A 25,624-nucleotide genomic window follows, 5' to 3' on the forward strand; every position below is an offset into this window, starting at 1 on the left:
CCTACGACTCGGCCGGGGAACCCTGACCGGCCGTGGCGTCCCCGGGCTCGGCCGCGCAGCTCCCGCAGCGGCCGAAGATCGCGAAGTGCTTCATATCGGTGTCGAAACCGAAGGTCTGCCGGAGCGTCTCGGTGAATTCGGCGGCGATCCCGACGTCGGCCTCGATGACGCAGGAGCAGTCCCGGCAGACCAGATGGAGATGGTGGTGCCGGTCGGCGAGATGGTAGGTCGGGGCGCCGTGGCCGAGATGGGCGTGGGAGACCAGCCCCAGCTCCTCCAGCAGCTCCAGCGTCCGGTAGACGGTGGAGATGTTCACCCCGGACGCCGTCTTGCGCACCTCGCACAGGATGTCGTCCGGAGTGGCGTGCTCCAGGGTGTCGACGGCCTCCAGCACGAGCTGCCGCTGCGGGGTCAGCCGGTAGCCGCGCTTGCGCAGGTCGCTCTGCCAGTCGGTGGTCACCACGCTCCCAGTGTAGGGAGTGCCGGACCGAATGACGGGGGGCCTGCGTAAGGCGCCGGCCTACTTGAAGAAGGCGATGCCGTCGTCGGGGAGGTCGCCCAGGTCCTTCGCCCATTCGGCGACTTCCTCGGGCGTGACCGTCTTCTTGAGATGCGCCGACATGTACGGCCGCAGGGGGACCTCGGGGGTGGCCTTCTCGCCCACCCACATCAGATCGCCCTTCACATAGCCGTAGAGCCGCTTGCCGCCGCTGTACGGGCCGGAGGCCGCGGTGCGGGCGACGGCGTCGGTCACCAGGTCGATCTGCGGCTTCTTGTCGGCCAGCTCGCCGTACCAGATCTCGACGATGCCCTGGTCACGGACCATGACGACCTCGACCTTGCGGTCCTTGTCGATCCGCCAGTAGCCGTGCTCGCTCTCCAGGGGGCGGACCTTGTTGCCCTCGGCGTCGAGGACCCAGGTGTGCGACGCGTACTCGACGACGTCACGGCCGTCGTGGGAGAAGGTGACGGACTGGCCGAAGTTGCACTTCTCGGAACCCGGGAAGTCGGAGACGCCCGCGCCCTCCCAGGTGCCGAGGAGGAAGGCCAGGGGGACGAGGTCCGGGTGGAGGTCGGACGGGATCTCGATCATGAGCTGATTTCCGTGGTGGGAGCGGGGATTCCGGACGGGCGGGGGATGGTCAGCGCTGGCCCTGGTACAGCTTCTTCACGGCCAGTACGGCGAAGGCGGTGACGCCGATGCAGACCAGGACCAGAAGGGCCTCGAAGAATGCCTCAAGCACGGAGTGCTCCTTGTTCAGGTGCGAAGGAAACAGCGGACCTACCGGGCCCCAGCCTAATGGGTGGGGCCCGGACGGACCGCCGGGGGCCGCCGGGGCGTGCCGGGGGCGGGGCCGCGCCGCGGCCCGCCCGGGTGGGCGGTTCCCGGTCAGCTCAGGAGCTGGCTCTGGAGCACCGTGGTCTGGTGGAAGGGGACGGTGGCCGTCCCGCCATTCCGCTTCTGAATGATCACAGCCAGGGTGTCGCCTGAGAGGACGTAACCCTGGCGGCTCGGGTAGGGACCGTCACCGCTCTCCGTCTCGCGGTAGAGATAGGAGTAGACGGAGGACCTGGCCGTGCCGTGCCAGTCCTGGTCCACCTGGAAGCGCGTCGTACCGTCCAGGGTCACATCGGGCGAGTTGTCGCCGGTGGCATCAAGGGTCACCGAACTGAAATCGTCCGCGGCCTCGGCCGAGCCGAAGCGCAGCAGATAGACCCGGGACTCCGTACCGTCCGGCATGCTCCAGCCGCGGGCAGCGACATGCCGGAGCCCCTGATCGGCGAGGCCGAGTTCGATATCGGCCCGCTCTTCCTCCACATACTCGGACGCGAAGCGTTGCGGCGTGGTCCAGCCACCGGACAGCTTCGGGTCCTGCCGGGCGCCCTTAGGCGCGGGCAGCAGCAGTTTCCGCAGGTCGGCGTGGTGGATCCCGTCCTCGTTCTGTTTGCTGAAGGGTCGCGGGGTGCCCTCCGGGAGCGCGGGCAGCGAGAGTCCCGGGTACTCCCAGCGCCCGTCGCTCTCGGTGGCAAGGCCGGGGAGTTCGCCGCGGTCCAGTGAGGTGATGCCGGACGCGGTCCCGGCCCCCAGCCCCAGACAGAGGACCGTGGCGGCGCTCCAGCGCCCGACGGCGCGCAGCACCCGGCGGTCGCGCGGGGGTGCGGGCTGTGGATCGTGCGGCTGCGGCTCGGTCATACGTACTCCCCCGGGGATGCGATGTGGTCCAGTTGCTTCTTGACGAACTCGGCCACGACCGAGGGGTAAAGGGTCCAGTGACCACTGAACTCCACGGAGACGACGGTGTCGGCGCGGTAGGCGTGGCAGACGAAAACGGTCAGATCGCTGCCCTCCTGCGGACCGCCGGGGGCGCCCTTGAAGCACGAGACATTCCGGTGGCCCTCGACCACCGGCCCCTTTTCCAGCTCGACGATCTTCAGCAGGCCGGTCTGCAGCGCGTACAGGGTCCGGGCGCCCTTCCCGTCCTTCAACCGGACGATCTGCACCTTGGCAACGTCTTGGCCGACCTCCCTCCGCACGTAGGTGCGCCAGACCATGCCTTGAAGCCCCATGCGGTCCACCGCCGTCTCGAACTGCCGACGCCCGGTAACCGTCAACCCTTGTTGCTGCTGCTTCATCAGGCGGACGGTGCCTCGGGCGTCGAGTTCGCCGTCGTTGTCGTCGAACGGCACCGGTTCGGGGCCCAGGCGATGGGTCTCGGGCACGGGGAGCAGCATTCTCCGCAGCGGGGTGTCGGTCCGCCCTCGGTCGAGGTCCCCCGCCGGGTCGTCGGTCAGTTCGGCGGGCAGGCCCTCGGCCCAGAGGTCGGTCTCCACCGTGCGGTCGGCACCTTCAGCGCTGACCGCGCTGTAGGTCACCGAACCGGCGACCGCCAGCAACGCCACCGCCGCGGACAGTGCGATCCTTATCGCTGCGCGTGTCACAGTCGCTCCAACTGACGCTCGGCCAGCATCCGGATGTCCCTCTTGCTGATGGGTGAGGTGTCCCAGATGCTGAGGTCGGCAACGATGTCACCGCGCTGAACAACCGCCCGCGCCTCGTACACCGGCTTGTATCCGGGCTCACGCACCGGCTTGAGGAGGTAGTAGCGACCGTTGCCGCTGCCCGCAAGAGCATCGCCGCTCAGCCCCTGGTCATCCTGTTCCACCCCCACCAGATACGCCTTTACGTCGTCGGCGATCTCCGTAGCACCGCGGGAGCTGCGGAACTGGAGGAGGTGGATGTCGTAGGCACGGTCACCTTTCTCCCAGGAGGCGGCCGCGATCCGGCGCACTTCCTTCTGGAGCACGCTGAAGAACAGGGAACCGGCTTCTTCGTACTGATCGGCGTAGAACGCGATGTCTGCCCAGTTGTCGTCGTGCCAGTCCGCAGGCACGTTCCTGGCACCCGCGGGCCTGGCCACCAGCAGCTTGCGCAGATCGCCGTTGGTCCGGACCCCGCGGTCCTCGGCCGCGGAGAGCGCGGGCGGGCGTTCCCCGGCGGGCAGTGGCTTCGCCGGGTACGCCAGCCCCGCCTGGCTGAGCGCGGGCAGCGGCTCGGGCTCGCGCCCGGCTTGGACGCCGTAGCCGACGGCGGTGCCCGCGCTGATGCCGACCACCGCGGCGACGGCGAGGAGCAGCGCGGTCGCGCCACGGGGCCGTACCCGGGCGGGCGCATCGGGCACCACCAGCTCCGGCACATCCGGTACATCCGGCGCATCGGGTGCGGACGGCTCCGGCGCGGCGGGTGCCGGCCGCCCGTCGTCCATGGGCTGTTTCTTCAAGGTGAGGGTCCCCCTGAGACCTGAATCGTGACGCGGTGTGCGTTGTCACGTGTAAGCCAGACAGATAGCCGGGAGGGGGAGTTGTCCGCATCCGGATTACAGTTCGGCCATGGCCAAGAAGCTCGTGATCAAGGTGACCGCCGGGGCCGATGCGCCCGAGCGGTGTTCGCAGGCGTTCACCGTCGCCTCCGTAGCCGCCGCCAGTGGGGTCGAGGTGTCCCTCTGGCTGACCGGCGAGTCCTCGTGGTTCGCGCTGCCCGGACGGGCCGCCGAGTTCGAGCTGCCGCACGCCGCGCCGCTGCCCGATCTGATCGACGCCGTACTGGCGACCGGCAGCATCACCCTCTGCACCCAGTGCGCGGCCCGGCGTGACATCACCTCGGACGATGTGCTCGCGGGCGTACGGATCGCGGGGGCGCAGGTCTTCGTGCAGGAGGCGATGGGGGACGGCGTCCAGGCGCTCGTCTACTGACGGAGCCCGTACAACGCCATGTCACGTCACTGGTCGCCGGAGCGGTCCGGACGGTCGTCGGAGCGGTCGTCCGGGTTGTTCGGACGGTCCGGCCGGCGCGGGCGGCGTTTGCCGTCGAGTTCGTCCCACCATGCGTCGGACTCCGGATCGCCGGTCGGATCGTCCCACCAGCGGTCGTCCGGGCCGCGCCGGTTGGCGACCATCGCGGCGATCGGCGGGATGACCATGGCGACCACGCACATCGCGACGGCGGCCGGCACGGACCAGAGGCGTACGAACGCCCAGGCGGATACGAAGAGAACGAGGCATCCGCTCATCATCAGGAAATAGGCACGTCGCCGCCGTGCATACATAAGTCCAGGGTACGGCGGGGGCGCGCCCGGCGCCCCGGGTGCGGACGACCGGAGGGCCGCACCCCGGACCAGTGGCGTCCAACCCCCGGGGTGCGGCCCTCCGGCCCGCTGTGTTTCCGTACGCGCCGGTTCGTCCCGGCCGTACGGAAGGCGGCACGCGGCCCTACCGCGTACCGCCCGTCCGCTCGGCTCAGACCGCGATCGCGACCTCGGCGAGCCCGCCCTGCTGGGCGACGACCGTACGGTCCGCGGTGCCGCCGGGCACCAGGGCCCGCAGGGTCCACGTGCCCTCGGCCGCGTAGAACCGGAACTGACCGGTGGCCGAGGTGGGCACCTCGGCGGTGAACTCGCCGGTCGAGTCCAGCAGCCGGACGTAGCCGGTCACGGGCTCGCCGTCACGGGTCACCTGGCCCTGGATGGTGGTCTCGCCGGGCTTGATCGTCGAGGCGTCGGGCCCTCCGGCCTTCGCTCCACACATACTGCTCTCCTACTGCTGCTTGCCGGGGTCGGACCAGAAGTGTTGCGGGGTTACTTGGCGGCGCCGAGCTCGATCGGAACGCCGACGAGGGAGCCGTACTCGGTCCACGAACCGTCGTAGTTCTTGACGTTCTCCACGCCGAGCAGCTCGTGCAGGACGAACCAGGTCAGGGCGGAGCGCTCGCCGATCCGGCAGTACGCGATGGTGTCCGTGGCCAGGTCGACCTGCTCGTCGGTGTAGAGCTTGGCGAGCTCCTCGTCCGACCTGAACGTGCCGTCGTCGTTGGCGTTCTTGGACCAAGGGATGTTGCGGGCGCTGGGCACGTGGCCGGGGCGCTGCGACTGCTCCTGCGGCAGGTGGGCCGGGGCGAGCAGCTTGCCGCTGAACTCGTCGGGGGAGCGGACGTCGACCAGGTTCTGGGTGCCGATCGCGGCGACGACGTCGTCGCGGAAGGCGCGGATCGACAGGTTCTGCGCCTGGGCCTTGTACTCGGTGGCGGCGCGCTCGGGCACCTGCGAACCGTCGACCAGGTCGCGGGAGTCCAGCTCCCACTTCTTGCGGCCGCCGTCGAGGAGCTTCACGTCCTGGTGGCCGTAGAGCTTGAAGTACCAGTAGGCGTAGGACGCGAACCAGTTGTTGTTGCCGCCGTAGAGGACCACGGTGGTGTCGTTCGCGATGCCCTTCGCCGAGAGGAGCTTCTCGAAGCCCTCCTGGTCGATGAAGTCGCGGCGGACCGGGTCCTGGAGGTCCTTCGTCCAGTCGATCCGGATCGCGTTCTTGATGTGGTTCTTGTCGTACGCCGACGTGTCCTCGTCGACCTCCACGATCGCGACCTTCGGGTCGTCGATGCGGGCCTCGACCCAGTCGGCGTCTACGAGGACGTCGCTGCGGCTCATGTTCCTTCTCCTCCGGGGCAGTTACGGCGGCTTCGTGCCGGGGGTGGCCCGGGGGTCGCGCCGGGATGCGGTGCGGTGCCGGGCCGGTGGTGCGGTTGCTGGACTGTGCGGTGCGATGCGGTGCGGCGTACGGACGACGAACGGCGGCGGCCTGCGGTGCCGGCCGGTGACGGACGGTGTGGCGACACGGAACGACGGGCGACGGACGCGGGCACGGGTGCCGCACAGTCTGCGGCGGCCCTGATCAGCGGTTCAGCGGTCGAAGGGCCAGGGGTGCCGGGAGCGAGCTCCCGCTCAGACGGCGCGACAGAGCATGGCGGCGACGCGGCACAGGTCTACTGCCCGCCGCTTCGTGAGATCCGCCTGTCGCTGCTTCATGCGTCCGATCGTAGGGACGTACCGGGCATGCTGTCACCGGTGTGTCATATGGTGAGACCCGATCGTCCATGATACGGAATCATGGTCATACGGAGCAGGTCCGGAGGCCGTCCCGGCGAGCTCCCGAAGCCTCCCCTTCTGACCGGTGGACAGCACCGTCTCAGCATGCGGCCCGCCATGGACGGCTGTGGATACATACAGGCCGTTCTGGAGTGGACGTTCTATCCAGTGGCAGTAGATTGGGTGGGATGAAGACCAGGGCACAGCACCGCGCGACCACCGCCCCCTCCTCCGCCGGGGACTCCGCCGGGAACTCCCCCGGGGCGCCCGCGGAGGCCCCCGGCACCCGGGAGCGGATCGTCCGCGCCGCGTCCGCGCTGATGCAGCGCCAGGGGTACGACGCCACCGCGATCAAACAGATCTCCCAGGAGGCCGACGCCACCCTGGGCTCCGTCTACCACTTCTTCCCGGGCGGGAAGCAGGAACTCGCGGTGGCCGCGGTCCACCGGGGCGACGAGGAGTTCAGCGGGATCCTCCGGGAGATCCTCGACGCCGAACCGGACCCGGTGGCGGCGCTCACGGCCCTGACCGACAGCCTCGCCGAGGGGCTGCGGGACTCCGACTGGGCCGACGGCTGCCCGGTGACGGCGACCGCCCTGGGAACGGCCGGACGGCTTCCGGACATCCAGCGGGCGGCGGCCGCGGCCTTCGACCGCTGGCAGGGGCTGGTACGGGAGAAGCTGACGGCATCCGGGGTGCCCGGGGACGAGGCCGCCGACCTCGCCTGCACGGTCATCAGCACCCTGGAGGGCGCCGAACTGGCGGCCCAGGTCACCCGGGACGACCGGCCGCTGCGGCTCGCGGGCACGCATCTCGCCCGGCTCGTCTCCCTCTCCCTGGACCGATAGCCTCCCTGCACCGACAGCCGGGCTCTCCCGGCGGGCGGGCTCAGCCGACCAGGGAGACTCCCCGGCCCGTCCCGGAGAACTTCAGCCCCTCCTCCTCCGCGGCGACCCGGTCCAGGGTCACCGGCTTCGGCAGGCCCGCCAGCTTGAGGTCGTAGTCGAGGACGTCGCGGAGCATGCCGTCGAGCCCGGGGACCGACAGACCGGGCAGGGTCTCGGTCCGCAGCCGTACCGTTCCGCCCTCGCGGAGTTCGACCGAGCTGTAGACGGTGAGGTCCTGCTTCAGCAGGGATGCGAACCGGCTGTCGGGGTTCTTGCCCGCGCCCTTCAGTACGTCGTACAACGAGCCGCTGACCTTCACCTGGCCCTTGGCGGCGCGCTCGGGGCCCGCGTAACCGATGGTGGCGCCCTGGGGCGCGGCCCGGGTGAGGTCCTCGTACGAGATCCGGCCCGAACCGTCCGCGGTGCCCGCGACGGCCGACGAGAAATCGCTGTTGATCTTCACATCGCCGAGTTCGGCCCGCACGTCGGTGATGTTCACCGGGCGGCCGTCGGCGGTAGCGGTGACGCTCTTCAGGGTGACGTCGACCCCGTCGAGCTTCTTGCCGGCGACCTGGGTCAGGAAGGGAAAGCCGTTGATGGAGACCTCGGGCGTTCTGGCCAGGCCCTGACTGGTTTTAACCCGTTCCGCCACCTCGGACTCGGCCATGTTCACGGCGACGCGGTCGGCGGCGACGAACAGGCCGCCGAGGACGACCGCGGTGATCAGGGATATTCGCAGCGCGCGCACGATCCGGTGCCCCTCCTCGTACGGACTCGCCCGGCCGGCGAGGCGACCGAAGACGAACGGCCCCGGGGAACGGGGCTGCTAGTCAACGACGTACGGCCGGGGACGATGGTTCCGGTGGGGAGGGCGGGGTGGTACGGCTCACCCCCGCACCCGGCGGGCCGGGGTACGGGGGTGAACAGGGGGTGAGGGGCGCGGGGTCAGACCAGGATGCGTCCGACGAGATAGACCGCGGGGGCCGCGAGGGTCAGGGGCAGGGCGACCCCGGCGGTGAAGTGGACGAACCGCGACGGATAGTCGTAGCTCGCCACCCGCAGGCCCACCAGCGCGAGCCCGCCCGCCGCCAGGCCGAGCAGCGCGCCCTCGGCACCGAGGCCGGTCAGCCCGCCCGCCGCGACACCCGCACCGGCCGCGGCCAGCAGGGCGAGTACGACGGAAGCGGCCGGCGGGACGGGCAGCGCCCGGGCGACCACGGCCACGGCGACCGCGATCCCGCCGACGACGGCCGCGTCGGCGGAGGCCGCGAGATGCCCGGCCGCGAGTACGGCGAACGCGGCGGACGCGACGGTCGCCATCAGGCCCTGCATCCGCTCGTCCGGCGGGGCGTGGCTGCGGAGCTGGAGCACGACGGTGATCAGCACCCAGACCCCGAGGGTGCCGAGGATCGCGGCCGGCCCGTGCTCCCGGCCGACGGCCAGCAGGACGGCGTCGGCGACGAGCCCTCCGGCGAAGGCGAGGGCGATGCCCTGGCGGGCGGGCCACATGCCATTCAGCCGGAACCAGCCCGCGGCGGTGACCGCCTGGAGCAGGACCAGCGGAACCAGGAGTCCGTATGGGCCGATGGCCGCACCGGCGGCGAGCAGCAGGCCGAGCAGCGCGGTGAGCCCGGCGGGCTGGATACCGGGCGGGATGATCGGCGACCGGCCCTCGGCGCGGGCGCGCTGGGCGTCGGTGATCCGGGCGTTCCCGGTGGTCGTGGGCGGGCTGTAGCCGCCGGACGGGGCCCCGGCGGGTGTGGGGGCCACGGGTGCGGCGGGTGCGGCAGGTGCGGCGGGAGAGGTGCCGGGCGTGATGCCCACCCGCCGGGCCCGCCGCCCGGTCGGCGCCTCGGGCGGCAGGGGGTGGGCGCCGCTCTGCGCGTCGGCGGGGGTGCCGTACCCGGGGGCGGCGTGGGCGGGCGGGTAGCCGTAGCCGGGGGCGGGCGGGTTGCCCCCCGGGCCCGGCCCCGGGCCGGACGGCACCGGCGGCAGGTAGGCCGTCTCGGCGGCGGCCGAAGCGGGCGCGGGCGGCGGCCCGGGCGGCGCGGCGGGGCCACGGCCCGAGGGTCCCGGCGGTACGGGCGGGAGGTACGCGGTCTCCGCGGCGGCGGACGCGGGCGGTACGGGGGGCAGGTAGGCCGTCTCCTCCGCGGCGCTCGCCGGGGCGGCGGGCACGGGCGGCAGATAGGCGGTCTCCGCGGCGGCGGACGCGGGCGGGTAGCCGTAGGAACCCGCGCCGTTTCCAGGGCCGGTGCCGTTGCCGGGGTATCCGGTGGAAGAGGGGGCGGGCGGTACGGGCGGGAGGTAGGCGGTCTCGTCGGCGGGCCCGGGTCCGTAGCCCGACCCCGCACCCGGATGCGTACCGGCGCCAGGACCGTAGCCCGGCCCCGCACCCGGACCGAAGCCGGTACCTGCCGGGGCCGGGGCTCCGTGACCGGGTCCGTAGCCCGGTCCCGTACCGGCGCCCGGGCCGTAGGCCGCACCCGCACCCGCGCCCTGCCCCGTACCGGCAGCCGGACCGAAGCCGTTGCCGTTGCCGTTGCCGTTGCCGTTGCCGTACGGAGCTCCGGCACCCGTGCCGGGCCCGTAACCGGAACCCGAACCGGGTCCGTAGCCGGTCCCGGTGGGCGCACCGAAACCACCGGACGGAGCACCGGCGCCCGGACCGTAACCCTGACCGGGGCCGTAGCCACCGGACGGCGCTGCGGGTGCTCCCGCCGGGGGGACCGGCGGAAGCAGTGCCGTTTCCTCGGCCGGGACCGCGCCGGAGGCGGCCGGCGGTTCGTTCAGCGTCGGCAGGCCCGGCTGGTACTGGGTGTCCCAGGTCTCGCCCTCCCAGGTCTGCGCGGGCTGCTGCGGCTGCGGGGCCTGCGGATACCCGTAGCCCCCGGAAGCAGGCTGCTGCGGCGGATAGCCGTAGCCCTGCGCCGGGCCGTCCGGGTTCGCGTCGTACGGCTCGCCGCCCGGTCCGGTCCGGCGCGGCGCGTACGGGTTGCTGGGATCGTACGGATACTGCTGGTCGCTGCTCATGCTGTCCGGATTCACCCTCCTGCGAAGGGCGGCAGCACCTCGACCGTGCCGCCCTCCGCAAGCCGTACGGTCTGATGGTCACGCGTCCCGACGGGCGCGCCGTCGACGAGGAACGAGCAGCTCTTGAGCACCCGGGTCAGTTCGCCCGGGTGGCGTTCGCGCACCGCGTGCAGCGCGTCGGCCAGCGTGCCTGCCGTGTACGGCTCCTCCGCGACCCCGGCCGCAGCCTTGGCCGCCGCCCAGTAGCGGATGGTCCCCGCCGGCATGCGCAGCTCCCCTCGTCACCGTCTGGTCGTCTGGTCCGTCCTTCGTGGGCCTCCATCATGGGCCATCGGCGGACGCGGCACGGTCCGTGAGCCAGACCGCGAGGCGTTCCAGCAGGTCGTCACCGGCCGCGCTCTCCGCATGGCCCATGCCCGGTTCCAGCCAGAGTTCGGCCGGTCCGGCGGCGGCGAGCATCCGGGGGTGGTCGACGGGGAAGTAGGCGTCGCGGTCGCCGTGGACGATCAGCAGCGGGGTGGGGGCGATCAGCGGGACGGCCTCCACCGGGGAGAGGGGGACGGGATCCCAGTCGCGCTCGTCGATACGGGTGCGGAGCCCGTAGCGGCCCACGGCCCGGCCGAGGGGGTGGGAGATCATCCACTGGACCCGGCGCATCGGGGGCGTACCCCGGTAGTACCAGCGCGCGGGAGCACTCACGGCGGCCACTGCGTCCGTACGTGCCTCAGTGCGCCCCCCGCGTCCGGCGGAGTAGAGGGCCGCATGGCGGAGCACCACCGAGCCGCCCAGGGAGAAGCCGACGGTGGCGATCCGCGGATGGCCCTGCGCCCGGGCCCAGCCGATGGCCGCGGCCAGGTCGAGCACCTCCCGGTCGCCGAGCGTGGAGCGGCCGCCGGAACCGCCGTGACCTCGGAAGGAGAAGGTCACGACGGCCGCGTGGGCGGCGAAGGCAGCGGCCGCCCGGCGGACGGCGGGGCGGTCGAGGGAGCCGGTGAACCCGTGCGCGACGACGATGGCGGGACCGGGTTCCGGGGGACTCCCGGCCGCCCTCGGGCGGCGATACGGTTGATAAAACGCCTCAATACGGACACCATCGGAGGTCCGGAGCTGCGCGCGCCGGACCCCGGACGTGACCGGATCGACGTCCACAGTGTGAAATCGGCCCTCTGGCTCGGAGCGCATGTGGGCTATTGTGCTGGGAATGAGGATCCGGGCGATGCAGCCCCCGGGTCCTTTTGCGTTTCCGGCCTGTTGTTACGAGCAGGTGAACCGGCAGGCCGCCGGAGCCGCACGACCGCGTCCTCGCAGGGACCGAGGAGGAAACCGACGTCATGGACGAGCGAACCGCGCACGACCGGAGTACGAGCGGGACCGACCGACCCGCCGGAGCACCCGCCGTGACGGGCGGCCCGCGCCGGGCCCGGGCGGGTGAGGCGCGATGAGCTCCCTGCTGCTTCTGACGAACGCCCTCCAGCCGTCGACGGAGGTGCTGCCCGCGCTCGGGCTGCTGCTGCACAACGTACGGGTGGCTCCGGCCGAGGGTCCGGCGCTGGTGGACACCCCCGGCGCGGACGTGATCCTGGTCGACGGGCGGCGCGATCTGCCGCAGGTGCGGTCGCTCTGCCAGCTGCTGCGCTCGACCGGTCCCGGCTGTCCCCTGGTGCTGGTGGTGACCGAGGGCGGTCTCGCGGCGGTGACCGCGGACTGGGGCATCGACGACGTCCTTCTCGACACGGCGGGCCCGGCGGAGGTCGAGGCCCGGCTGCGGCTGGCGCTGGGCCGGGCGCAGGCCGGTGCCGACGACTCCCCGATGGAGATCCGCAACGGTGATCTCTCGGTCGACGAGGCGACGTACAGCGCGAAGCTGAAGGGCCGGGTGCTGGACCTGACCTTCAAGGAGTTCGAGCTGATCAAGTATCTGGCGCAGCATCCGGGGCGGGTCTTCACCCGGGCCCAGCTGCTCCAGGAGGTCTGGGGCTACGACTACTTCGGCGGTACGCGGACGGTCGACGTCCATGTGCGGCGGCTGCGGGCGAAGCTGGGGCCGGAGCACGAATCGCTGATCGGCACCGTCCGGAATGTGGGCTACCGCTTCGTGGTGCCGGAGAAGGTGGACCGGGAGGCGGCGGCCGCGGCCGCGGAGACCGGCCCGGACGCCCGTACCGCGGCCCGCGGCAAGGCACGGACGCAGCCGACGGCCCCCGCGGGCGCCGGTACCGGAGAGTAATCACCGGCTTGTGCGGGCCGGGTCCGTCCGGCCTGTGAGAAACCCCGGACGACCTGCCCAGAAGGGGGTCACCCCGCGTAGACTGCCGCGCGTGGCCAAGGTGACGCGGGACGACGTTGCGCGACTGGCGGGGACTTCGACCGCCGTCGTCAGCTACGTCATCAACAACGGACCCCGGCCGGTCGCCCCGGCCACGCGCGAGCGCGTCCTCGCCGCGATCAAAGAGCTGGGGTACCGCCCGGACCGGGTCGCCCAGGCGATGGCTTCGCGCCGTACCGATCTCATAGGGATGGTCGTCCCCGACGCCCGGCAGCCGTTCTTCGCGGAGATGGCGCACGCGGTCGAACAGGCTGCGGCGGAGCGCGGGAAGATGGTCCTGGTCGGCAATTCGGACTACCGCCGTGAGCGCGAGGTCCACTATCTGCGGGCGTTCCTCGGGATGCGGGTCTCCGGGCTGATCCTGGTCAGCCAGGGCCTGACGGAGAGCGCGGCGGCCGAAATCGAGGCGTGGGAGGCGCGGGTCGTGCTGCTGCACGAGCGCCCGGAGGCCATCGACGACGTCGCGGTCGTCACGGACGACATCGGGGGCGCCCAGCTCGCGACCCGCCATCTGCTGGAGCACGGCCACCCGTATGTCGCCTGCCTCGGCGGCCCCGACACCACGCCGCCCGTCGGCGACCCGGTCACCGACCACGTCGAGGGCTGGCGGCGGGCGATGCTGGAGTCCGGAAAGCCGGTGGAGGGCCGCCTCTTCCAGGCGCCCTTCAACCGCTACGACGCCTACCAGGTCGCCCTGAAGCTGCTGTCGGGCCCCGACCGCCCGCCCGCGATCTTCTGCTCGACGGACGACCAGGCGATCGGTGTGCTGCGAGCGGCGCGGGAGCTCCGGATCGACGTGCCGGGGGAGCTGGCGGTGGCCGGCTTCGACGACGTCAAGGAAGCGCATCTGACGGACCCGCCGCTGACGACGGTCTCCTCGGACCGCCCGGCGATGGCCCGCGCGGCGGTCGACCTGGTCCTGGACGACAGCCTCCGCGTCCCGGGTTCGCGCCGTGACCGGGTGCGGCAGTTCCCTTCGGGGCTGGTCATCCGGCGGTCCTGCGGCTGTACGTGAGGGGGCGGGGCGGGTTCCTCCACGGGTAGCGCGGGCTGGGGAGCCCGCCCCGGAACCGGTGCTGTCGGTCAGCGGTTGAGCGCGAGTGCCAGTTCGCGGACGCCGGGCGTGTAAGGGTGCCGGGTGGACAACGAGTCGACGATCGTACGGATGGAAGGGCGGTCGCGGACCTCGGCGGGGCTGACCCGAAGTGCGGCGAGGAGTTCCCGGGCGGTCTGTTCCGGTTTGCCGTACTGCCACCAGGCGCGGGCGAGGTCGGTGTGCATCCGGCTGGTGCGTTCAGGGGTGGGGAACTGGCCGGGCCGCAGGTGCCGCCCGGCCTCCAGCGCGGCGCCGGCGTCACCGAGAGCCCAGTGGACACCGACGGCGTAGAGATCGACCGCAGCGGGTGAGATGCGGAAGAGGCGGTCCTTCGGCGCGGTGGCGGGGAGCCGCCGGGCGGCCCGCCGGGCCTCGGTGATCATCGCCAGGGCCTGGGTGTCGTCCCCTCCCCGGGCGGCGGTGTAGGCGGTGGTGCACAGCATCTGCGCGTACGCCGCCGTCTGCGCGCCAGTGGTCAGGCCGGTGGCCTCGACCTCGGCGAGCGCAGCCAGGACCAGACGTTGGGCGGCGGCGGGCTGGTCCTGGTGGCGCAGGACGATCGACAGCTCGCGGGCGGCTGCGGCGGAGGCGATGGGAGAGCCGGACAGATCGGCGTAGGTGGTGGCGCGGTCGGCGGTGAGCCGGGCCCGTTCGTAGCGGCCGATCTTCCCCAGCACCTGGGTGGCGAGGCTGTAACAGGCGGAGAGCCGGGCGTGGTCCACGCCGGTTTGCGTACGGGCGGCCTGGTGGGCGTCACCGAGCAGGCCGGGCAGCTCGGCCAGGAGTGAGGTGTGCCGACCGGTGTCCCACAGATGCCGGGCACGGGCGAGGCGGAGGTCGACCGGCGTTGGTTCACCCGTGGGCGCGGGGGTGAGTGCGAGGGCGTCGTCGATCGCCAGAAGCAGGGAGGCGGGCACGGCCGTGCCTGCGGCGGTGAGCAGGGTACGGCGGCGCATGGGGTCCTCCTCGGTGGGCGGAGCGTGCGGCGCCACTCTAGTGGGGCGGGGATCGGCTCCGGTGGTGATGCCGGAGCTACCCGCGAGGCGCGCAAACACGTCGAACGCCGTGCCCCCGGCCGCCTCGTCCGGCTAGGACGACAGCGCCACATCTCGTAGCTAGCTGCCGAGAGGAATGCGGGCGTACGGCTCCCATTCGTACATCCGGCGGTCTCGGTGGATGACGATCAGCTCGGCGTGGGTGATCCGGGCGCGGGCTTCTTCGATGTCGGCGCGTGCGAGGACGGTCGCGAAGGAGGCGGTCGGTCCGGTGTCGTTGCTGTAGCCGAGAGAGACGTGTGGGATGAAGCCGTCGGCGCGTTCGGGGACCTCGCGCACGTCCCCGATGGCCGCCCGTACCGCGTCACGTACTTCGTTGACCGCGTCGGCCGGACGGGCCGGGACGAGGATGGCCTCCCGGTCCACGACCGGTGCCCCCAGGACGAGGTCGAACGACGGAACAGCAGCGAGCGGCTCCCGCGCCGCGTCAGCGATCGCCCGTACCTCCTCCTCGGGCACTTCTCCCACAAAACCGACGCCCTGCATGGTCAGGTGCAGCCATCGGTCAGGTACCGGGGCGAGCCCTCCTGCCGACGCGAGAAGTGCCCGGTAGGCACCGGCGAACCGGTGCACGTCCGGCTGGCCGTCGAAGGTCAGGTGCCAGGTGTAGAACCGGCGCCCTGTACTCCAGCCGGGCCGCCACCACCAGTGGTCACGCATCCGCTCGGGCGCTGTTGTCGCCATCCGTCCGATTCCTTTCAGTTCGCAGCGTCCCCCGGAAGGGCGTCCGGCCCCTGTCTCAAGTCGGTTGATGTCTGTTCCGTGCTGTACCGATGGTGGTGAAGCATGAGGAGGGCCGCGACAGTGTTGGCCGACCGGATCTCTCCTCGTGCTACCAGTACCGGTACGCGGCTGAGGGGGACCCATTCTCGGCGCGCGGACTCGAAGCCGTCGCGAGGCTCACCGATCCGTTCGGCCCGGTCGCTCCAGTAGACGCGGTGGTGGGAGGTGGAGATCCCGGGCATCGGGTCGACCGCGAGCAGCAGTCGCATCGGGCCCGGCCGCCAGCCGGTCTCCTCTTCGAACTCACGGGCCGCCGCGTCCCCGGGGTCTTCGCCTTCGGCGGTTCCTCCCGAGGGGAGTTCCCAGCCCCAGGCGCCGGTGATGAACCGGTGCCGCCACAGCAGAAGCACCTCGTCGGCATCGTTGACGACGGCGGCGACGGCGACCGGCCTGAGGCGGATCACGGTGTGGTCGAGATGCCGGCCGTCCGGCAGGACGACATCGGCCATGCCGACCCGCACCCACCTGTTCTCGTACACAGTGCGCTCGCTGAGCGCCTTCCACTCGGACACAGCACGTCCTTCCACCAGGTGCACTCAGCCCAGAGCATCTCGCGGCATTCACCGCTCGGGCGCCGACGGATCGTGGCGTACGGCTGCTTCTGCAGCGGCCAGCGCGATGTCCCAGGGGTAGGGGTGGCGTTCGCCTGGCGGGTTGGGTACGAAACCGCCGTCGCCGTACAGGACGGTGACCCCCATCTCGCGGAGTTCGGTGATGCTGCGCTCAACCCGTCGGTGGGCGGCGTAGGCGGCGTTCACGCACGGCATGGCCACCACAGGGATTCCCTTGCCGATGCCTTCGGCTACCACTCCGATGACGAAATTGGACGTCAGACACAGAGCCCAGGACGAGAGGGAGTTGGCGGTGACAGGGGCGAAGAGGATCACATCGGCACGCGGCCAGACATCCGGTTCACCTGGTCGCTTGTAGCGTGAGCGCACCGGGTGTCCGGTCAGCTTCTCCAGACCTGGCAGGTCGTCGTGCAGCCACTCGGCGGCGGCCGGAGTCAGCCCCAGACAGACGTCCCAGCCGCGTTCTCGTGCCGATGCGATCACCTCGGCACTCTGGATGACCGGCGGGGCGGCGGACCCGAACAGGTACATCGTCTTCATGAGGGCGATCCGATCACATGCCCCCGATCGTGGAGGTCGGCATGAAGCAGGAGCCACTGCCTCTTGTCCGCGGAGGCCGTAGACAGTCGTCCCCGGGTTCGGCCCTACGGAGCCCGGCACCCATCCGGCGAGGCCGTGACCAGGGCGCTCTTCCCGACCGGAGCCCACTCCGGGTTTGTCGACGAAGCCGGGAGAAGCGGCGTGCTGTTCCGGGCCGGAGGCCGGACTGGAATGCTGAGGTTCGACAGCGTGATCGGTTTCGTCGATCGGCGGTGGTGTGGTGGAACGGTGGCAGTTCATCCGGTTCGGGCACGAGGGCCGGGTGCGGTTCGGCCGTGTCGCGGCGGGCGCGGACGGCGCAGCGTTCGTGGAGGTGCTGTCCGGTGATCCGGTACGGACGGATGCCGGGGTCACGGGTGAGCTGGTGCCGGTGAGTACGGTGCGGCTGCTGGCGCCTGTGGCGCCCGGGAAGATCGTGGCCGTGGGTCGGAACTATGCCGATCACATCGCGGAGATGGGTATGGGTGAGCCGACGATCCCGCGTCTGTTTCTGAAGCCGCCGTCCGCTGTCACCGGCCCGGGTGCCGAGATCCGGTACCCGGCCCAGTCGCGCGAGGTGGAGTACGAAGCGGAGCTGGCGGTCGTGATCGGCCGCAGGGCCAGGAACGTGAACACAGCGGACGCTCTGGCGTACGTCTTCGGATACACGTGCGCTAACGACGTGACCGCGCGGGACATCCAGCGGGCGGACGGGCAGCCGTCGTGGGCGAAGGCGTTCGACACCTTCTGCCCACTGGGTCCGTGGATCGTCCCCGGTCTCGACCCCACGAACCTCGGTATCCGCAGTACGGTCAACGGCGCGCCGCGCCAGGGGGCGAACACCGGCATGATGCTCACCCCCGTTGCCGACCTCATCGCCTACATCACCGCCGCGCTCACCCTTGAACCGGGCGATGTCGTTCTGACCGGCACCCCGTCCGGAGTCGGCCCGCTGAAACCCGGCGACACGGTCAGCGTCTCCATCGACGGCATCGGAACACTCGAAAACCCGGTGATCTCAGGCGTGGAGTAGCTCGGTGAACTGCCGCCCGGCGGGCAGCTCCGACCGTCCCACGACCGCAGCAAAGTCGCTTGCATACCGCATGACCATGCCGGTTCGGTGCTCGGTGGGGAGGGACGTGATCGCACCGCCGGCAATCCTGTATGCCTCTTCCGGTTCACCGGCACGGGCCAGAGCAGTGGCGCGGTCGATCCGGATCAGGGCGGGGTCGAGACGCTCAGTCGGTGCATATTGGGCAAGGGCGCGCCGCTGAACGGTCCACGCTTCCTCCGTGCGCCCCAGGTGCGTCCATGCGTTCCCCAAGTGGAAGAGGAACTGTCGTTCCGTGTAACCGAGGGCGATGTCCTCACGATCCTGCGAGCTGAGCTTTCCGAACATGTCTTCCGCTTGCCGCAACAACGGCAGTGCCTCGTCACCTCGCCGCATCCGGGCCAGTGCCCGAGCTTCGACAACCAGAGACCTGGCGGACGCGGGACCGACAGCAGACCGCAACCGTTCCCGGGCACGGGCGGCATGGGTGTAAGCGGCAGCCGGGGTGCCGTAGTACAGGGACACGATCGCCGACCTCACAGCGAGAGTTCCCTCCAGATGGGCGTCTCCGGCTTCGGATGCGGCCAGCTTTCCCGTGTGGAACCAGTTCCGCGCTTCCCGGTGTGCGCCCAGTGCCGAGGTGAAAATTCCAGCCAGTGCGGCAAGTTGCGCCACGACACGACAGAGGCGGCGTCGATGCCGTATCGGCTGATGCGCCTCCAGCATCTGCTGCACCTCGTCGATATCCGCCAGCAGGTCAGCAAGGAGTTCCTGCGGGGGCAGAGTCTGATAGGCCCGGGCGTATTCGTTGGCGATCTCCTCCCAGCGTTCCAGGGTCGCCGTGCTGTAGGAAGACGACTCGATGGCGGCATCGAGCCGGGCCCGAGTCGATGCCATGATCTCAAGTGCCGCGGGACCGAGCCCGAGCCCGGCTCCGACCACACCCAGAAGGGCCCTGCGCTTCAGTACCTCGTCTGCTTCCACTGCCACCTTCTCCTTGTGCAGAGGCGGCCGTTGATCAGCGGGTTGGAGCAGTTCTCGTACTGAATAGCCCGGGAACATGCGCTCCAGAATCTGGGTGGCGTCGTCCCGTGGTGTCGTCTTCACTCGTCCGGCAATGCGCCAACGGTCGAACTGCCTTCGCTGTGGGGCGTCTGCATTCACGTTCAGCTCTCGCGCCACGGAGACGAATTGGCGGGCAAAGCGTGCGTAGGTCGCGCCCTGCTCTTTGAGCAAGGCACCGAAGTTCGTCAACTCGGACATCGGATTTCTCCCGTGTCGTCGATGGGCCGATGTTCCCGATGGTGAACCACCACGCGACGTGATGCGGGCGTTCGGCACCAGCAGGTCCAAGAAGTCCATGAAATGACCAAGGCCCGTCCAGTCCAGGTCAGAGAAGTCCGTGATGTGTACGTATCTAAGGCCATGGGCCCTGGGCCAGCATGCGAGAAAGCGCTGATGCCAGCGCCTCACATCTCAGGGAGCACGCCAGTGAGCGACCCGGAACGAGAACGGTCCGCCAGGCCCTGCGACCTGTGCCGGGGCGCGGGGGCTGATGCCTGCATCCGCATGGTGTCGGGCATGCCCGGTCAGCGGCAGCGGCCGGTGTACGGGCACGCCGACTGCGCGCGGGAACGCGGGATCATCCCGCTGTACCACCTGGTAGTCCCGGGCAGCGCCCGATGACCGGCACCCCGAGCGTCCGCGAACCCCTGCCCGAGTACTGCGTCTACTGCGACCGGCCCGTCGAACGGTCCGAGGAGAACCTCGTGATGCTCGGGTTCTCCGCATCCGGGGCGCGGCCCTCCCTCTACGCTCACCCCGACTGCCCGGCCCCGCGCAAGATCCCCCAGCGCACCGGGCGTTGAAGGCTCCCGTACGCGCCGCAGCCCCAAATGCCCCGCGTACGGGAACGGTCCCGGCCCCGCAGACGACCCCCGGCACGGGGCCGGGACCACCCAACAGAAGCGCCCCGACAGACCGCAGCAACGGTCCATCGGGGCTCAACCGACCAGCTACGCAAGGAGCTGATCCGTCGTATGCGGAACCTTATCCACCAGGTCCTCAATCGGTTACGGACTTTCCTCAACCCGCCGACCCTCGTCGTCCTCGCCCCGGCACCGCCGCCGCGTACCGACCCCTGGACCCGGCCCTGGACCAGCCCCGACCAACACCAGGCACAGGCCATCCTCCAGGCCCGGGCTCGCCGTCGCAGGGTCATCGTCGCGCCCCACGGAATCCGGCTCGACCAGCCCGTCGCCGTACGCGCATCCCGGCCCGGTCACGCCTGGACGTGGGTCGGGTGACCCTCGAAGGGCTGCTGGCCAAGACCCCGGAACCGGTCACCGCCCACTGCTGCGTCTGCGGGCGGGCCACCACCGCGCCCGTCGAAGTGCGGCCCGGGCACACCACCTGCCCCGAACACATCACCGACGCCCTCACCACCGCACCCGGAGCCAACCCGTGATCTGCGAAGCCTGCTGGAACACGACCGTCGCCACGGTTCGGAACACGACCGAAGGGCGCGACCTCCTCTGCGTGCCCTGCGCCGACAGCAACTACCCGGCCCGGGTAGTGCTGTTTCCTCCCCTCGGGATCTACCGGCTCACCGAGCGGAGGCTGGACCTGGGCAAGCACGGGAAGCCGAAGCCCCAGCTCCCGCCCGACCCCGGGCCTCATCCGCCCAAGCCCACTCCCAAGTCCCCGCCCGGCACCCCGCCCGTCTGATCCCTAGGTCGTCTCTTTCGGATCTTGCCGGGCTCGCGTGCCTCCCCCAGCTACCGCTGGGGGTGCCCCCAGCCACCGCGCCTCGCCGCGTTGTCGTCAGTCGCCTACGCTCCGCGTGGACTCCATCCTCCGCCTTGCGATCCACGGCACCAGACCCCGCTCGCTGATCCGGCCTGATCCGAAAGAAACTCCCTAACCCCGGTCCATGAAGCTCTGGCGCAGCTCCTCCAGGATGTGGACCGCCTGGTCCAGGTCCGCCTTGCGGCAGCGGGCTATCGCCGTCGTCAGGCGGGCGATCGCGTCGTCCCGGCGTTCCAGGCCGTTGCCCTCGATGAGGGCCGCGATCCGGATCGCCTCCGCGCGCGGGGCCTCGGCCGCATCGCCGCCCTCCTCGTGGGCCGCGATCGCCGCCTCCGCCTCCGTGAGGGCCTCCGGGAAGCGTTCCGCCCCGGCCAGGATGCGGGCCCGGCGGTAGTGGGTGCTGCCCCGTTCGTACCAGGCGGTGAGATCGTCGGCAGCGGCGGTGGCCACGACCTCGTCCGCGCGCTCCAGATGGGCAAGCGCGTCCGTCAGGCCCTCGTCGCCCCGGGACTCCACCGTGAGGCGGGCGAACTCCCGCAGCATCTCCGTCATCAGGGGCGGGTTCGGTGCCTCGGCGTGGGCCGCCAGGGCCCGTTCGTACGCCGTGGCCGCCGCGTCCCAGCGGTCCGCCAGCGCCAGCGTGACGGCCGCCTCGCCCGCCACCAGGGTGTGGATCTCGCGGTCGTCCTCCCAGCCGGCGACGGCGTCCGCCAGCAGCAGGAACTCCTCGGCCGCTGGCCGGAACTCGCCCAGTTCCCGGAGTCCGCGGGCGAGGTTCAGCCGGGCCTGGGCGAGCACCCGCTCGTCGAGCGTGACGCCTTCGGCACCGGACAGTACGGACTCCATGACGGCGACCGACTCGTCCGGCCGGCCGGACTCCGCCAGGACGTCCGCCAGTTGGAGCCGTACCGCCGCGGCGTCGTCGTGTTCGGCGTCCCGGTCGTGCCGGGCGGCCGCCTCCGAGAGATGGCGTACCGCGCCGCCGTGGTCACCGAGGTGGGACACGGCGTGCCCGAGCACCGTGTACGCGGACGCGAAGGCGAACTCGTCGTCGCCGTAGCGGGCAGCCTCGGTGATCGCCCGGTGCAGCAGCTCGGCGGCCTCCTCGTGCCGCCCGTCCCCCATCAGACCCCGGGCGAGCTGGAGCCGCGGCCGGCCGCCGCGCCAGGGGCGTTCGGAGGCGGCCACGTCCTCCAGCGCCGCCCGCAGCTCCTTCTCCGCGCGGGCCGTGTCGCCGCTCCTCGCGGCCACATCGGCCAGGAACTGGCGGGCGTTGGCGCTCTGATGCGGCAGCGACAGGCGCTCCGCCTCGGCCCGGAGGGTGCCCGTGTGCTCCTCCAGCTTCGCGGTCGCCGTCTCGCCGGGCTCCGGGAACTGCAGCATGACCGACCGGTACGCCGTGAAGGCCAGGCCGAACAGGACGCCGCCGTAGCAGAGGGTGCGTTCGACGGCCGCGTCGGCGCCGAGGAAACCCTCCGCCTCGGACGGGTTCCCGCCCGTCAGCGGGACCCGGTCCAGCAGGACCTTCGCCTCCTGGACGAGCTGTTCCATCGCCGCGACCCGGTCGGAGCCGTCGTCCGCCCCTTCGGCGCCGGTCGTGTCCCCCGGGCCCCAGGTGATCACCCGCGCCCGGGCGCTCAGCGCCTGCCAGTGCAGCCCCAGGTCCTCGTACAGCTCGGTCGCCCGCTCCAGCTCCACGACGGCCCCGGCCGTTTCGTCGTCCCCCAGCAGCCGGTTGGCCCTCTGCTCGGCGAGTTCCGCCTCCAGCAGTTCCGCCGGGCCGATGCCGTCCGCGTGCGGGGTGTTCCCGCCCGCGGCCAGGCGTTCCGCGACCTGGGTCCACAGCCCGCCGGACGCGGGGTGGCCGAGGGCGTCCTGTCTGCGGGCCTCGCGCACCAGACCGGCGAAGTCGGCCGGGGCGGAGGGCGCTTCCACGGACACCGGCGGTGCCGTGGTCCGGGCGACGGAGGTCCGCAGGCCGAGCGGCAGCGGCTCGTCGAGCAGGGGGCTCCGGTCGAGCCGGGTCCGCCGCCGGTCGCCTACCGCGGTGGTGCCGTTGCGGGCGTCGAAGGCGGCGGCCAGCCGGTCCGCCTCGGTACGGACCTCGGCAAGAAGCGCCTCCACGGTCCAGTTCCGGCCGGGCGGACCCGCGACGGGGGTGTCGCCGTGCCCGTCGGCGGCGAGCCGGGCGAGCAGCAGCTCCGTACCGGTGAGGAAGCCCAGCCGGGACAGCGGCGCCCCGGCCGCCTCGAACAGCGGCCGGTTCTCCGCGAGGATCTCCAGCCCGCGCCCCTCGTTCCGGGAGAGTGCGCAGAACTCCAGGTGCAGTCCGACCTCCTCCAACATCCCGGTGTTCCCGCGGACCTGCCGGTAGCCGCTGAGGTGGTGGGAGCGGGCCTCGTCGGCGCGGCCGGCGCGGAGCAGCGGCAGCAGGGCGAGCGCCCGGGTCATCGCGGGCTCCTCGGTGCACTCGGCGGAGCCGTCCAGGACCGGCCGCCAGCTGTCGAGGGCGGCGGTGTCGTCGCCGGCGAGCAGCCGGTGGGCGCCGATACGGCGCAGTTCGCACGGTCCGCAGTCGCTGTGTTCGGTACGGGGCCGGGTGGCCCAGAGGTCGTACGCGTCGTCCGCTCCGGTGCCGGTGTGCGCGGCGATCTGGTAGCGGGCGGCGGCCACCGGCTGGAGGCCGTGCCCGGCGGCGGTGAAGCGTTCCCGCGTCTGCGCGACCCAGGCGTCGACGGTGGCCAGCGGCACGTTGGGGACCTGGAGCAGGGAGAGCGTGACCCAGAAGGACCGGTGGTGGATCTGGGCCGCCTCCCAGTCGCTGAACTCGTCCGGGTCGCTCTCCCACAGCTTGAGCAGCCGGGCGAAGGCGACGGGCGATTTACGGTGCTCGCCGGTCACGTCGTACGCCGTCATCAGCTCCATCAGGGCCGTGACGAGGACATCGGGCTTCTCGAACGCCCCGGCCGCCTCGACGAGTTCCTCGGCGGTGACGGTGCGCTGGAGTCCATGGGGCCGACCGCTGTTCTCGCGCAGCGCCTCGACCACGGCCTCGGGAGTGTCCAGCATCTACAGTTCCTTCCGGGGCTCGGAGCCGGGTGCCGCCGTGCCCGGATGGTGCATGGCGTGGGTGAGCAGGCCGGTGAAGGCCCGGGTGAGCAGCGCGTTTTCACTGGCCCGCAGCGGGCGGCGGCTGAGCAGCAGCGCCTGGCCGTAGAGGGCTTCGGCAGTGGTGACCGCGAGACCGCGTTCGGTGATCGTCACGGCCTGCCGTACCAGCGGGTTGAGATGGTTGAGCACGAGCTGTGCGGGCGGCGTCTCCTGGCGCAGCGAGCCGAGGATGTCGGCCCACAGCCCGTCGCTGTCGGCGGCCAGTCCCGACCGGGTCCGCTCGTGGCGGGCCTCCCGGTTGTCGATGAGCAGGACGGGCGCGGTGACGGGCTGGAAGTCGCGGAGCACGACATCGCAGTCGTGGGCGCCGACGGTCTCCCGGGCGACGGTGAGGAAGGCGGCGGCGCGCAGTTCGGCGGCCGGGTCGACGGCGTCGAGATGGGCGGTGACGGTCAGCGGGTCGAGGTCGGCGACGGCGGTGCCGGGGCGGATCTCGGGCAGCCGGTGCACCAGATCGCGGTCGTAGGTGTAGCCGCCGTTGACGACGCCCATGCCGACGGCGGACGCGATGGGCGCGACCTGCCGGAACTCCTCCACGCTGCGGGTGACCAGGACCGTGGCGTGGGTCCTGGTGAAGACCTCCAGGGTGACCTGGCCGTCCGTGGTCTCGAACGGCAGCCACGGCAGCACGATGCGCAGCAGTTCGTCGTCGTAGCGGGCGAGCGCCTTGACCGCGAGGTGGTGGACGTCGATGAAGCGGTGCAGCAGGGCGGGGTCGCGGGCGGCGAGCCCGGTGAGCCAGTCGCGGATCCGCTCGCCGAGGGCGTCCCGTACGGCGGAGAGGGTGCCGTCCTCGTAGAGCGCTTCCCGGGACGCGGTGGGCCGCAGGCTGGTGGTGTCGATGACACAGCGGACGAAGAACGCCCATTCGGGGAGGAGCTCCGGCGCCTGGTCGCTGAGGAGCATGCCCTTGAGGTGGACCCGGTGGCCCGCGTGCCGGCCGGGGACGACGGGCGTGGGCAGGACGTAGGCGACGCCGCGCAGTCCGGCGGCGGGGAGGTCCAGTTCGATCGTGTCGAGCGGGGTGAAGTCGAAGAGGTCGCGGCAGTGGGCGGTGAGGGCTTCGCGGCGGGCCAGCGGGGAGGCGTGGGCCCGGTTCCAGGGCGGGGTCTCGTCGACCCGGTGGGTCTCGCCGCGGGCGTCGGTGACGGTGACCCGGTACGGCAGCAGGGCACCGTAGTGGCGGGCCAGGGAGACCACGCGGCCGGGTTCGGTCCACTCGGCGTTGTCGGCGCGGGGCACGAGCCGGACGGTGGTGCCGGGCTCCGGGACGGCGGAGGCGGGCAGGGTACGGATGGTGTAGCGGCCGTCGGCGTGGCCGCGCCACTCCACGGCGGGTGCCGCCGGGTCGGCGGCGGAGCGGCTGAGGACGGTGATCTCGTCGGCGACGACGAAGCAGGCGAGGAGACCGATGCCGAACTGGCCGATGAAGTCGCCGCGGTCCGCGTCGATCCCGGCGCCGTCGACACCGCCGCCGGAGGTCCGCTTCGAACTGCGACCGATGGTGGCGAGGAAGCGGTGGACATCGGCCTCGGTCAGCCCGATGCCGGTGTCGGTGACGGTGAGGACGTCCCCGGTCCTGACGGTGATCGCGGCGGGTGCGCCGGGGGTCGCCCGCTGCCGTGCGGTGATCGCGTCGACGGCGTTCTGGAGCAGTTCGCGGAGGTAGACGCGGGGGCTGGAGTAGAGGTGGTGGGAGAGCAGGTCGACCAGACCGCGCAGGTCGACCTGGAAGGTGTGGGACGTCGGGGAGTCGGTCACCTGTGCAGTGTCTTTCCGTGAATCGGGGCGTCGTACGTCGTCTCGGGGCGTCGCAGGGCGTCGTGGGGCGTTGGCACGGGCACGGG

28 protein-coding genes and 1 pseudogene are annotated in these 25,624 nt (G+C 71.6%); 9 read left to right on the plus strand and 20 right to left on the minus strand.

Features of this window, described 5'->3' with window-relative positions; all coding sequences use genetic code 11:
• Window position 1: 1 nt before the first annotated feature.
• From B7R87_RS14325 to B7R87_RS14350, 5 genes are all read right to left on the minus strand, one after another.
• Window positions 2-463, minus strand: a complete 462-nt coding sequence (locus tag B7R87_RS14325) for a Fur family transcriptional regulator (protein WP_040915788.1) — start codon at window positions 461-463, stop codon at window positions 2-4.
• 57 nt (window positions 464-520) lie between these two features.
• On the minus strand, window positions 521-1,093 hold the full coding sequence (locus tag B7R87_RS14330) for an FABP family protein (protein ID WP_006348361.1): 573 nt from the start codon (window positions 1,091-1,093) through the stop codon (window positions 521-523).
• A gap of 297 nt (window positions 1,094-1,390) precedes the next feature.
• Complete coding sequence (locus tag B7R87_RS14340) at window positions 1,391-2,194, minus strand: hypothetical protein (RefSeq protein WP_006348359.1); 804 nt, start codon at window positions 2,192-2,194, stop codon at window positions 1,391-1,393.
• Window positions 2,191-2,940, minus strand: a complete 750-nt coding sequence (locus B7R87_RS14345; RefSeq protein WP_130585388.1) for a hypothetical protein — start codon at window positions 2,938-2,940, stop codon at window positions 2,191-2,193. Before B7R87_RS14345 ends, B7R87_RS14340 begins: the two co-directional genes overlap by 4 nt.
• Window positions 2,937-3,764: a hypothetical protein gene (locus B7R87_RS14350; RefSeq protein WP_006348357.1), complete on the minus strand. Its 828-nt coding sequence runs from the start codon at window positions 3,762-3,764 to the stop codon at window positions 2,937-2,939. The genes B7R87_RS14345 and B7R87_RS14350 overlap by 4 nt, the downstream gene beginning before the upstream one ends.
• 124 nt (window positions 3,765-3,888) lie before the next feature.
• Between B7R87_RS14350 and B7R87_RS14355 the strand changes: the two genes are divergently transcribed.
• Window positions 3,889-4,251, plus strand: a complete 363-nt coding sequence (locus B7R87_RS14355) for a DsrE family protein (RefSeq protein WP_006348356.1) — start codon at window positions 3,889-3,891, stop codon at window positions 4,249-4,251.
• Window positions 4,252-4,346: 95 nt separating this feature from the next.
• Here B7R87_RS14355 and B7R87_RS14360 read toward each other — a convergent pair.
• The 4 genes and pseudogenes from B7R87_RS14360 to B7R87_RS34405 all read right to left on the minus strand — a co-directional run.
• Window positions 4,347-4,604, minus strand: a pseudogene (locus B7R87_RS14360) (DUF3099 domain-containing protein); the annotation flags it as partial.
• Between the two features lie 190 nt (window positions 4,605-4,794).
• Window positions 4,795-5,082, minus strand: a complete 288-nt coding sequence (locus B7R87_RS14365) for a DUF1416 domain-containing protein (protein WP_006348354.1) — start codon at window positions 5,080-5,082, stop codon at window positions 4,795-4,797.
• Between the two features lie 50 nt (window positions 5,083-5,132).
• Complete coding sequence (locus B7R87_RS14370) at window positions 5,133-5,978, minus strand: sulfurtransferase (RefSeq protein ID WP_006348353.1); 846 nt, start codon at window positions 5,976-5,978, stop codon at window positions 5,133-5,135.
• A gap of 294 nt (window positions 5,979-6,272) precedes the next feature.
• The gene (locus tag B7R87_RS34405; protein ID WP_350807544.1) at window positions 6,273-6,356 is read right to left on the minus strand and encodes a putative leader peptide; all 84 of its coding nucleotides are present in this window, start codon (window positions 6,354-6,356) and stop codon (window positions 6,273-6,275) included.
• 248 nt (window positions 6,357-6,604) lie between these two features.
• On the opposite strand from B7R87_RS34405, the gene B7R87_RS14375 reads away from it, so the two are divergent.
• On the plus strand, window positions 6,605-7,264 hold the full coding sequence (locus B7R87_RS14375; RefSeq protein ID WP_006348352.1) for a TetR/AcrR family transcriptional regulator: 660 nt from the start codon (window positions 6,605-6,607) through the stop codon (window positions 7,262-7,264).
• A gap of 40 nt (window positions 7,265-7,304) precedes the next feature.
• Here the strand turns inward: B7R87_RS14375 and B7R87_RS14380 are convergent, their stop codons facing one another.
• The 4 genes from B7R87_RS14380 to B7R87_RS14395 form a co-directional block, all read right to left on the minus strand.
• Entirely contained in the window at window positions 7,305-8,051 is a 747-nt protein-coding gene (locus B7R87_RS14380; protein WP_006348351.1) for an LmeA family phospholipid-binding protein, read from the minus strand.
• A gap of 197 nt (window positions 8,052-8,248) precedes the next feature.
• Window positions 8,249-9,439: a hypothetical protein gene (locus B7R87_RS33565; protein ID WP_391118722.1), complete on the minus strand. Its 1,191-nt coding sequence runs from the start codon at window positions 9,437-9,439 to the stop codon at window positions 8,249-8,251.
• 908 nt (window positions 9,440-10,347) lie between these two features.
• A complete protein-coding gene (locus tag B7R87_RS14390; protein WP_006348348.1) occupies window positions 10,348-10,602 on the minus strand; it encodes a MoaD/ThiS family protein in 255 nt (84 codons plus the stop codon).
• Between the two features lie 55 nt (window positions 10,603-10,657).
• Complete coding sequence (locus B7R87_RS14395; protein WP_040915776.1) at window positions 10,658-11,518, minus strand: alpha/beta hydrolase family protein; 861 nt, start codon at window positions 11,516-11,518, stop codon at window positions 10,658-10,660.
• 256 nt (window positions 11,519-11,774) lie between these two features.
• On the opposite strand from B7R87_RS14395, the gene B7R87_RS14400 reads away from it, so the two are divergent.
• Window positions 11,775-12,563, plus strand: coding sequence for a response regulator transcription factor (locus B7R87_RS14400; protein WP_006348346.1), 789 nt, complete (start codon window positions 11,775-11,777; stop codon window positions 12,561-12,563).
• Window positions 12,564-12,654: 91 nt separating this feature from the next.
• Entirely contained in the window at window positions 12,655-13,677 is a 1,023-nt protein-coding gene (locus B7R87_RS14405) for a LacI family DNA-binding transcriptional regulator (RefSeq protein ID WP_006348345.1), read from the plus strand.
• 68 nt (window positions 13,678-13,745) lie between these two features.
• On the opposite strand, the gene B7R87_RS14410 is transcribed toward B7R87_RS14405, so the two are convergent.
• The 4 genes from B7R87_RS14410 to B7R87_RS14425 form a co-directional block, all read right to left on the minus strand.
• Complete coding sequence (locus B7R87_RS14410; protein WP_006348344.1) at window positions 13,746-14,714, minus strand: hypothetical protein; 969 nt, start codon at window positions 14,712-14,714, stop codon at window positions 13,746-13,748.
• 159 nt (window positions 14,715-14,873) lie between these two features.
• Window positions 14,874-15,473, minus strand: coding sequence for a 2'-5' RNA ligase family protein (locus B7R87_RS14415; RefSeq protein ID WP_006348343.1), 600 nt, complete (start codon window positions 15,471-15,473; stop codon window positions 14,874-14,876).
• 38 nt (window positions 15,474-15,511) lie between these two features.
• Entirely contained in the window at window positions 15,512-16,108 is a 597-nt protein-coding gene (locus B7R87_RS14420) for an NUDIX domain-containing protein (RefSeq protein WP_006348342.1), read from the minus strand.
• Between the two features lie 48 nt (window positions 16,109-16,156).
• The gene (locus B7R87_RS14425; RefSeq protein ID WP_006348341.1) at window positions 16,157-16,708 is read right to left on the minus strand and encodes a flavoprotein; all 552 of its coding nucleotides are present in this window, start codon (window positions 16,706-16,708) and stop codon (window positions 16,157-16,159) included.
• A 277-nt stretch (window positions 16,709-16,985) separates the two neighbouring features.
• On the opposite strand from B7R87_RS14425, the gene B7R87_RS14430 reads away from it, so the two are divergent.
• Complete coding sequence (locus B7R87_RS14430) at window positions 16,986-17,780, plus strand: fumarylacetoacetate hydrolase family protein (RefSeq protein ID WP_006348340.1); 795 nt, start codon at window positions 16,986-16,988, stop codon at window positions 17,778-17,780.
• On the opposite strand, the gene B7R87_RS14435 is transcribed toward B7R87_RS14430, so the two are convergent.
• The gene (locus B7R87_RS14435) at window positions 17,766-19,061 is read right to left on the minus strand and encodes a hypothetical protein (protein WP_130585390.1); all 1,296 of its coding nucleotides are present in this window, start codon (window positions 19,059-19,061) and stop codon (window positions 17,766-17,768) included. The genes B7R87_RS14430 and B7R87_RS14435 overlap by 15 nt on opposite strands.
• Before the next feature lie 419 nt (window positions 19,062-19,480).
• Here B7R87_RS14435 and B7R87_RS14440 point away from each other — a divergent pair, with 419 nt between their 5' ends.
• The 4 genes from B7R87_RS14440 to B7R87_RS14455 all read left to right on the plus strand — a co-directional run bounded on the left by B7R87_RS14440 (window position 19,481) and on the right by B7R87_RS14455 (window position 20,525).
• Window positions 19,481-19,666: a hypothetical protein gene (locus B7R87_RS14440; protein WP_006348337.1), complete on the plus strand. Its 186-nt coding sequence runs from the start codon at window positions 19,481-19,483 to the stop codon at window positions 19,664-19,666.
• Between the two features lie 171 nt (window positions 19,667-19,837).
• Window positions 19,838-20,104, plus strand: coding sequence for a hypothetical protein (locus B7R87_RS14445; RefSeq protein WP_040915772.1), 267 nt, complete (start codon window positions 19,838-19,840; stop codon window positions 20,102-20,104).
• Complete coding sequence (locus B7R87_RS14450) at window positions 20,101-20,265, plus strand: hypothetical protein (protein ID WP_157997779.1); 165 nt, start codon at window positions 20,101-20,103, stop codon at window positions 20,263-20,265. Before B7R87_RS14445 ends, B7R87_RS14450 begins: the two co-directional genes overlap by 4 nt.
• A complete protein-coding gene (locus B7R87_RS14455) occupies window positions 20,262-20,525 on the plus strand; it encodes a hypothetical protein (protein ID WP_006348336.1) in 264 nt (87 codons plus the stop codon). The genes B7R87_RS14450 and B7R87_RS14455 overlap by 4 nt, the downstream gene beginning before the upstream one ends.
• Before the next feature lie 192 nt (window positions 20,526-20,717).
• On the opposite strand, the gene B7R87_RS34125 is transcribed toward B7R87_RS14455, so the two are convergent.
• Window positions 20,718-23,675 (minus strand): tetratricopeptide repeat protein, encoded by a 2,958-nt coding sequence (locus tag B7R87_RS34125; RefSeq protein ID WP_006348335.1) that lies wholly within the window; start codon window positions 23,673-23,675, stop codon window positions 20,718-20,720.
• Window positions 23,676-25,538 (minus strand): HSP90 family protein, encoded by a 1,863-nt coding sequence (locus tag B7R87_RS14465; protein WP_006348334.1) that lies wholly within the window; start codon window positions 25,536-25,538, stop codon window positions 23,676-23,678.
• Window positions 25,539-25,624: the final 86 nt, after the last annotated feature.

This window comes from Streptomyces tsukubensis, from assembly GCF_003932715.1.
GTDB lineage: Bacteria > Actinomycetota > Actinomycetes > Streptomycetales > Streptomycetaceae > Streptomyces > Streptomyces tsukubensis.

Excerpts from the sequence above, each read along its gene's own strand:
- B7R87_RS14370 (WP_006348353.1), bottom strand. The coding sequence starts at position 5,978 with ATGAGCCGCAGCGACGTCCTCGTAGACGCCGACTGGGTCGAGGCCCGC.
- B7R87_RS14445 (WP_040915772.1), top strand. The coding sequence starts at position 19,838 with ATGCGGAACCTTATCCACCAGGTCCTCAATCGGTTACGGACTTTCCTC.
- B7R87_RS14375 (WP_006348352.1), top strand. The coding sequence starts at position 6,605 with ATGAAGACCAGGGCACAGCACCGCGCGACCACCGCCCCCTCCTCCGCC.
- B7R87_RS14440 (WP_006348337.1), top strand. The coding sequence starts at position 19,481 with ATGACCGGCACCCCGAGCGTCCGCGAACCCCTGCCCGAGTACTGCGTC.
- B7R87_RS14355 (WP_006348356.1), top strand. The coding sequence starts at position 3,889 with ATGGCCAAGAAGCTCGTGATCAAGGTGACCGCCGGGGCCGATGCGCCC.
- B7R87_RS14425 (WP_006348341.1), bottom strand. The coding sequence starts at position 16,708 with ATGAAGACGATGTACCTGTTCGGGTCCGCCGCCCCGCCGGTCATCCAG.
- B7R87_RS14415 (WP_006348343.1), bottom strand. The coding sequence starts at position 15,473 with ATGCGTGACCACTGGTGGTGGCGGCCCGGCTGGAGTACAGGGCGCCGG.
- B7R87_RS14340 (WP_006348359.1), bottom strand. The coding sequence starts at position 2,194 with ATGACCGAGCCGCAGCCGCACGATCCACAGCCCGCACCCCCGCGCGAC.
- B7R87_RS14350 (WP_006348357.1), bottom strand. The coding sequence starts at position 3,764 with ATGGACGACGGGCGGCCGGCACCCGCCGCGCCGGAGCCGTCCGCACCC.
- B7R87_RS14365 (WP_006348354.1), bottom strand. The coding sequence starts at position 5,082 with ATGTGTGGAGCGAAGGCCGGAGGGCCCGACGCCTCGACGATCAAGCCC.
- B7R87_RS14330 (WP_006348361.1), bottom strand. The coding sequence starts at position 1,093 with ATGATCGAGATCCCGTCCGACCTCCACCCGGACCTCGTCCCCCTGGCC.
- B7R87_RS34125 (WP_006348335.1), bottom strand. The coding sequence starts at position 23,675 with ATGCTGGACACTCCCGAGGCCGTGGTCGAGGCGCTGCGCGAGAACAGC.
- B7R87_RS14410 (WP_006348344.1), bottom strand. The coding sequence starts at position 14,714 with ATGCGCCGCCGTACCCTGCTCACCGCCGCAGGCACGGCCGTGCCCGCC.
- B7R87_RS14400 (WP_006348346.1), top strand. The coding sequence starts at position 11,775 with ATGAGCTCCCTGCTGCTTCTGACGAACGCCCTCCAGCCGTCGACGGAG.
- B7R87_RS34405 (WP_350807544.1), bottom strand. The coding sequence starts at position 6,356 with ATGAAGCAGCGACAGGCGGATCTCACGAAGCGGCGGGCAGTAGACCTG.
- B7R87_RS14395 (WP_040915776.1), bottom strand. The coding sequence starts at position 11,518 with ATGCGCTCCGAGCCAGAGGGCCGATTTCACACTGTGGACGTCGATCCG.
- B7R87_RS14435 (WP_130585390.1), bottom strand. The coding sequence starts at position 19,061 with ATGTCCGAGTTGACGAACTTCGGTGCCTTGCTCAAAGAGCAGGGCGCG.
- B7R87_RS14390 (WP_006348348.1), bottom strand. The coding sequence starts at position 10,602 with ATGCCGGCGGGGACCATCCGCTACTGGGCGGCGGCCAAGGCTGCGGCC.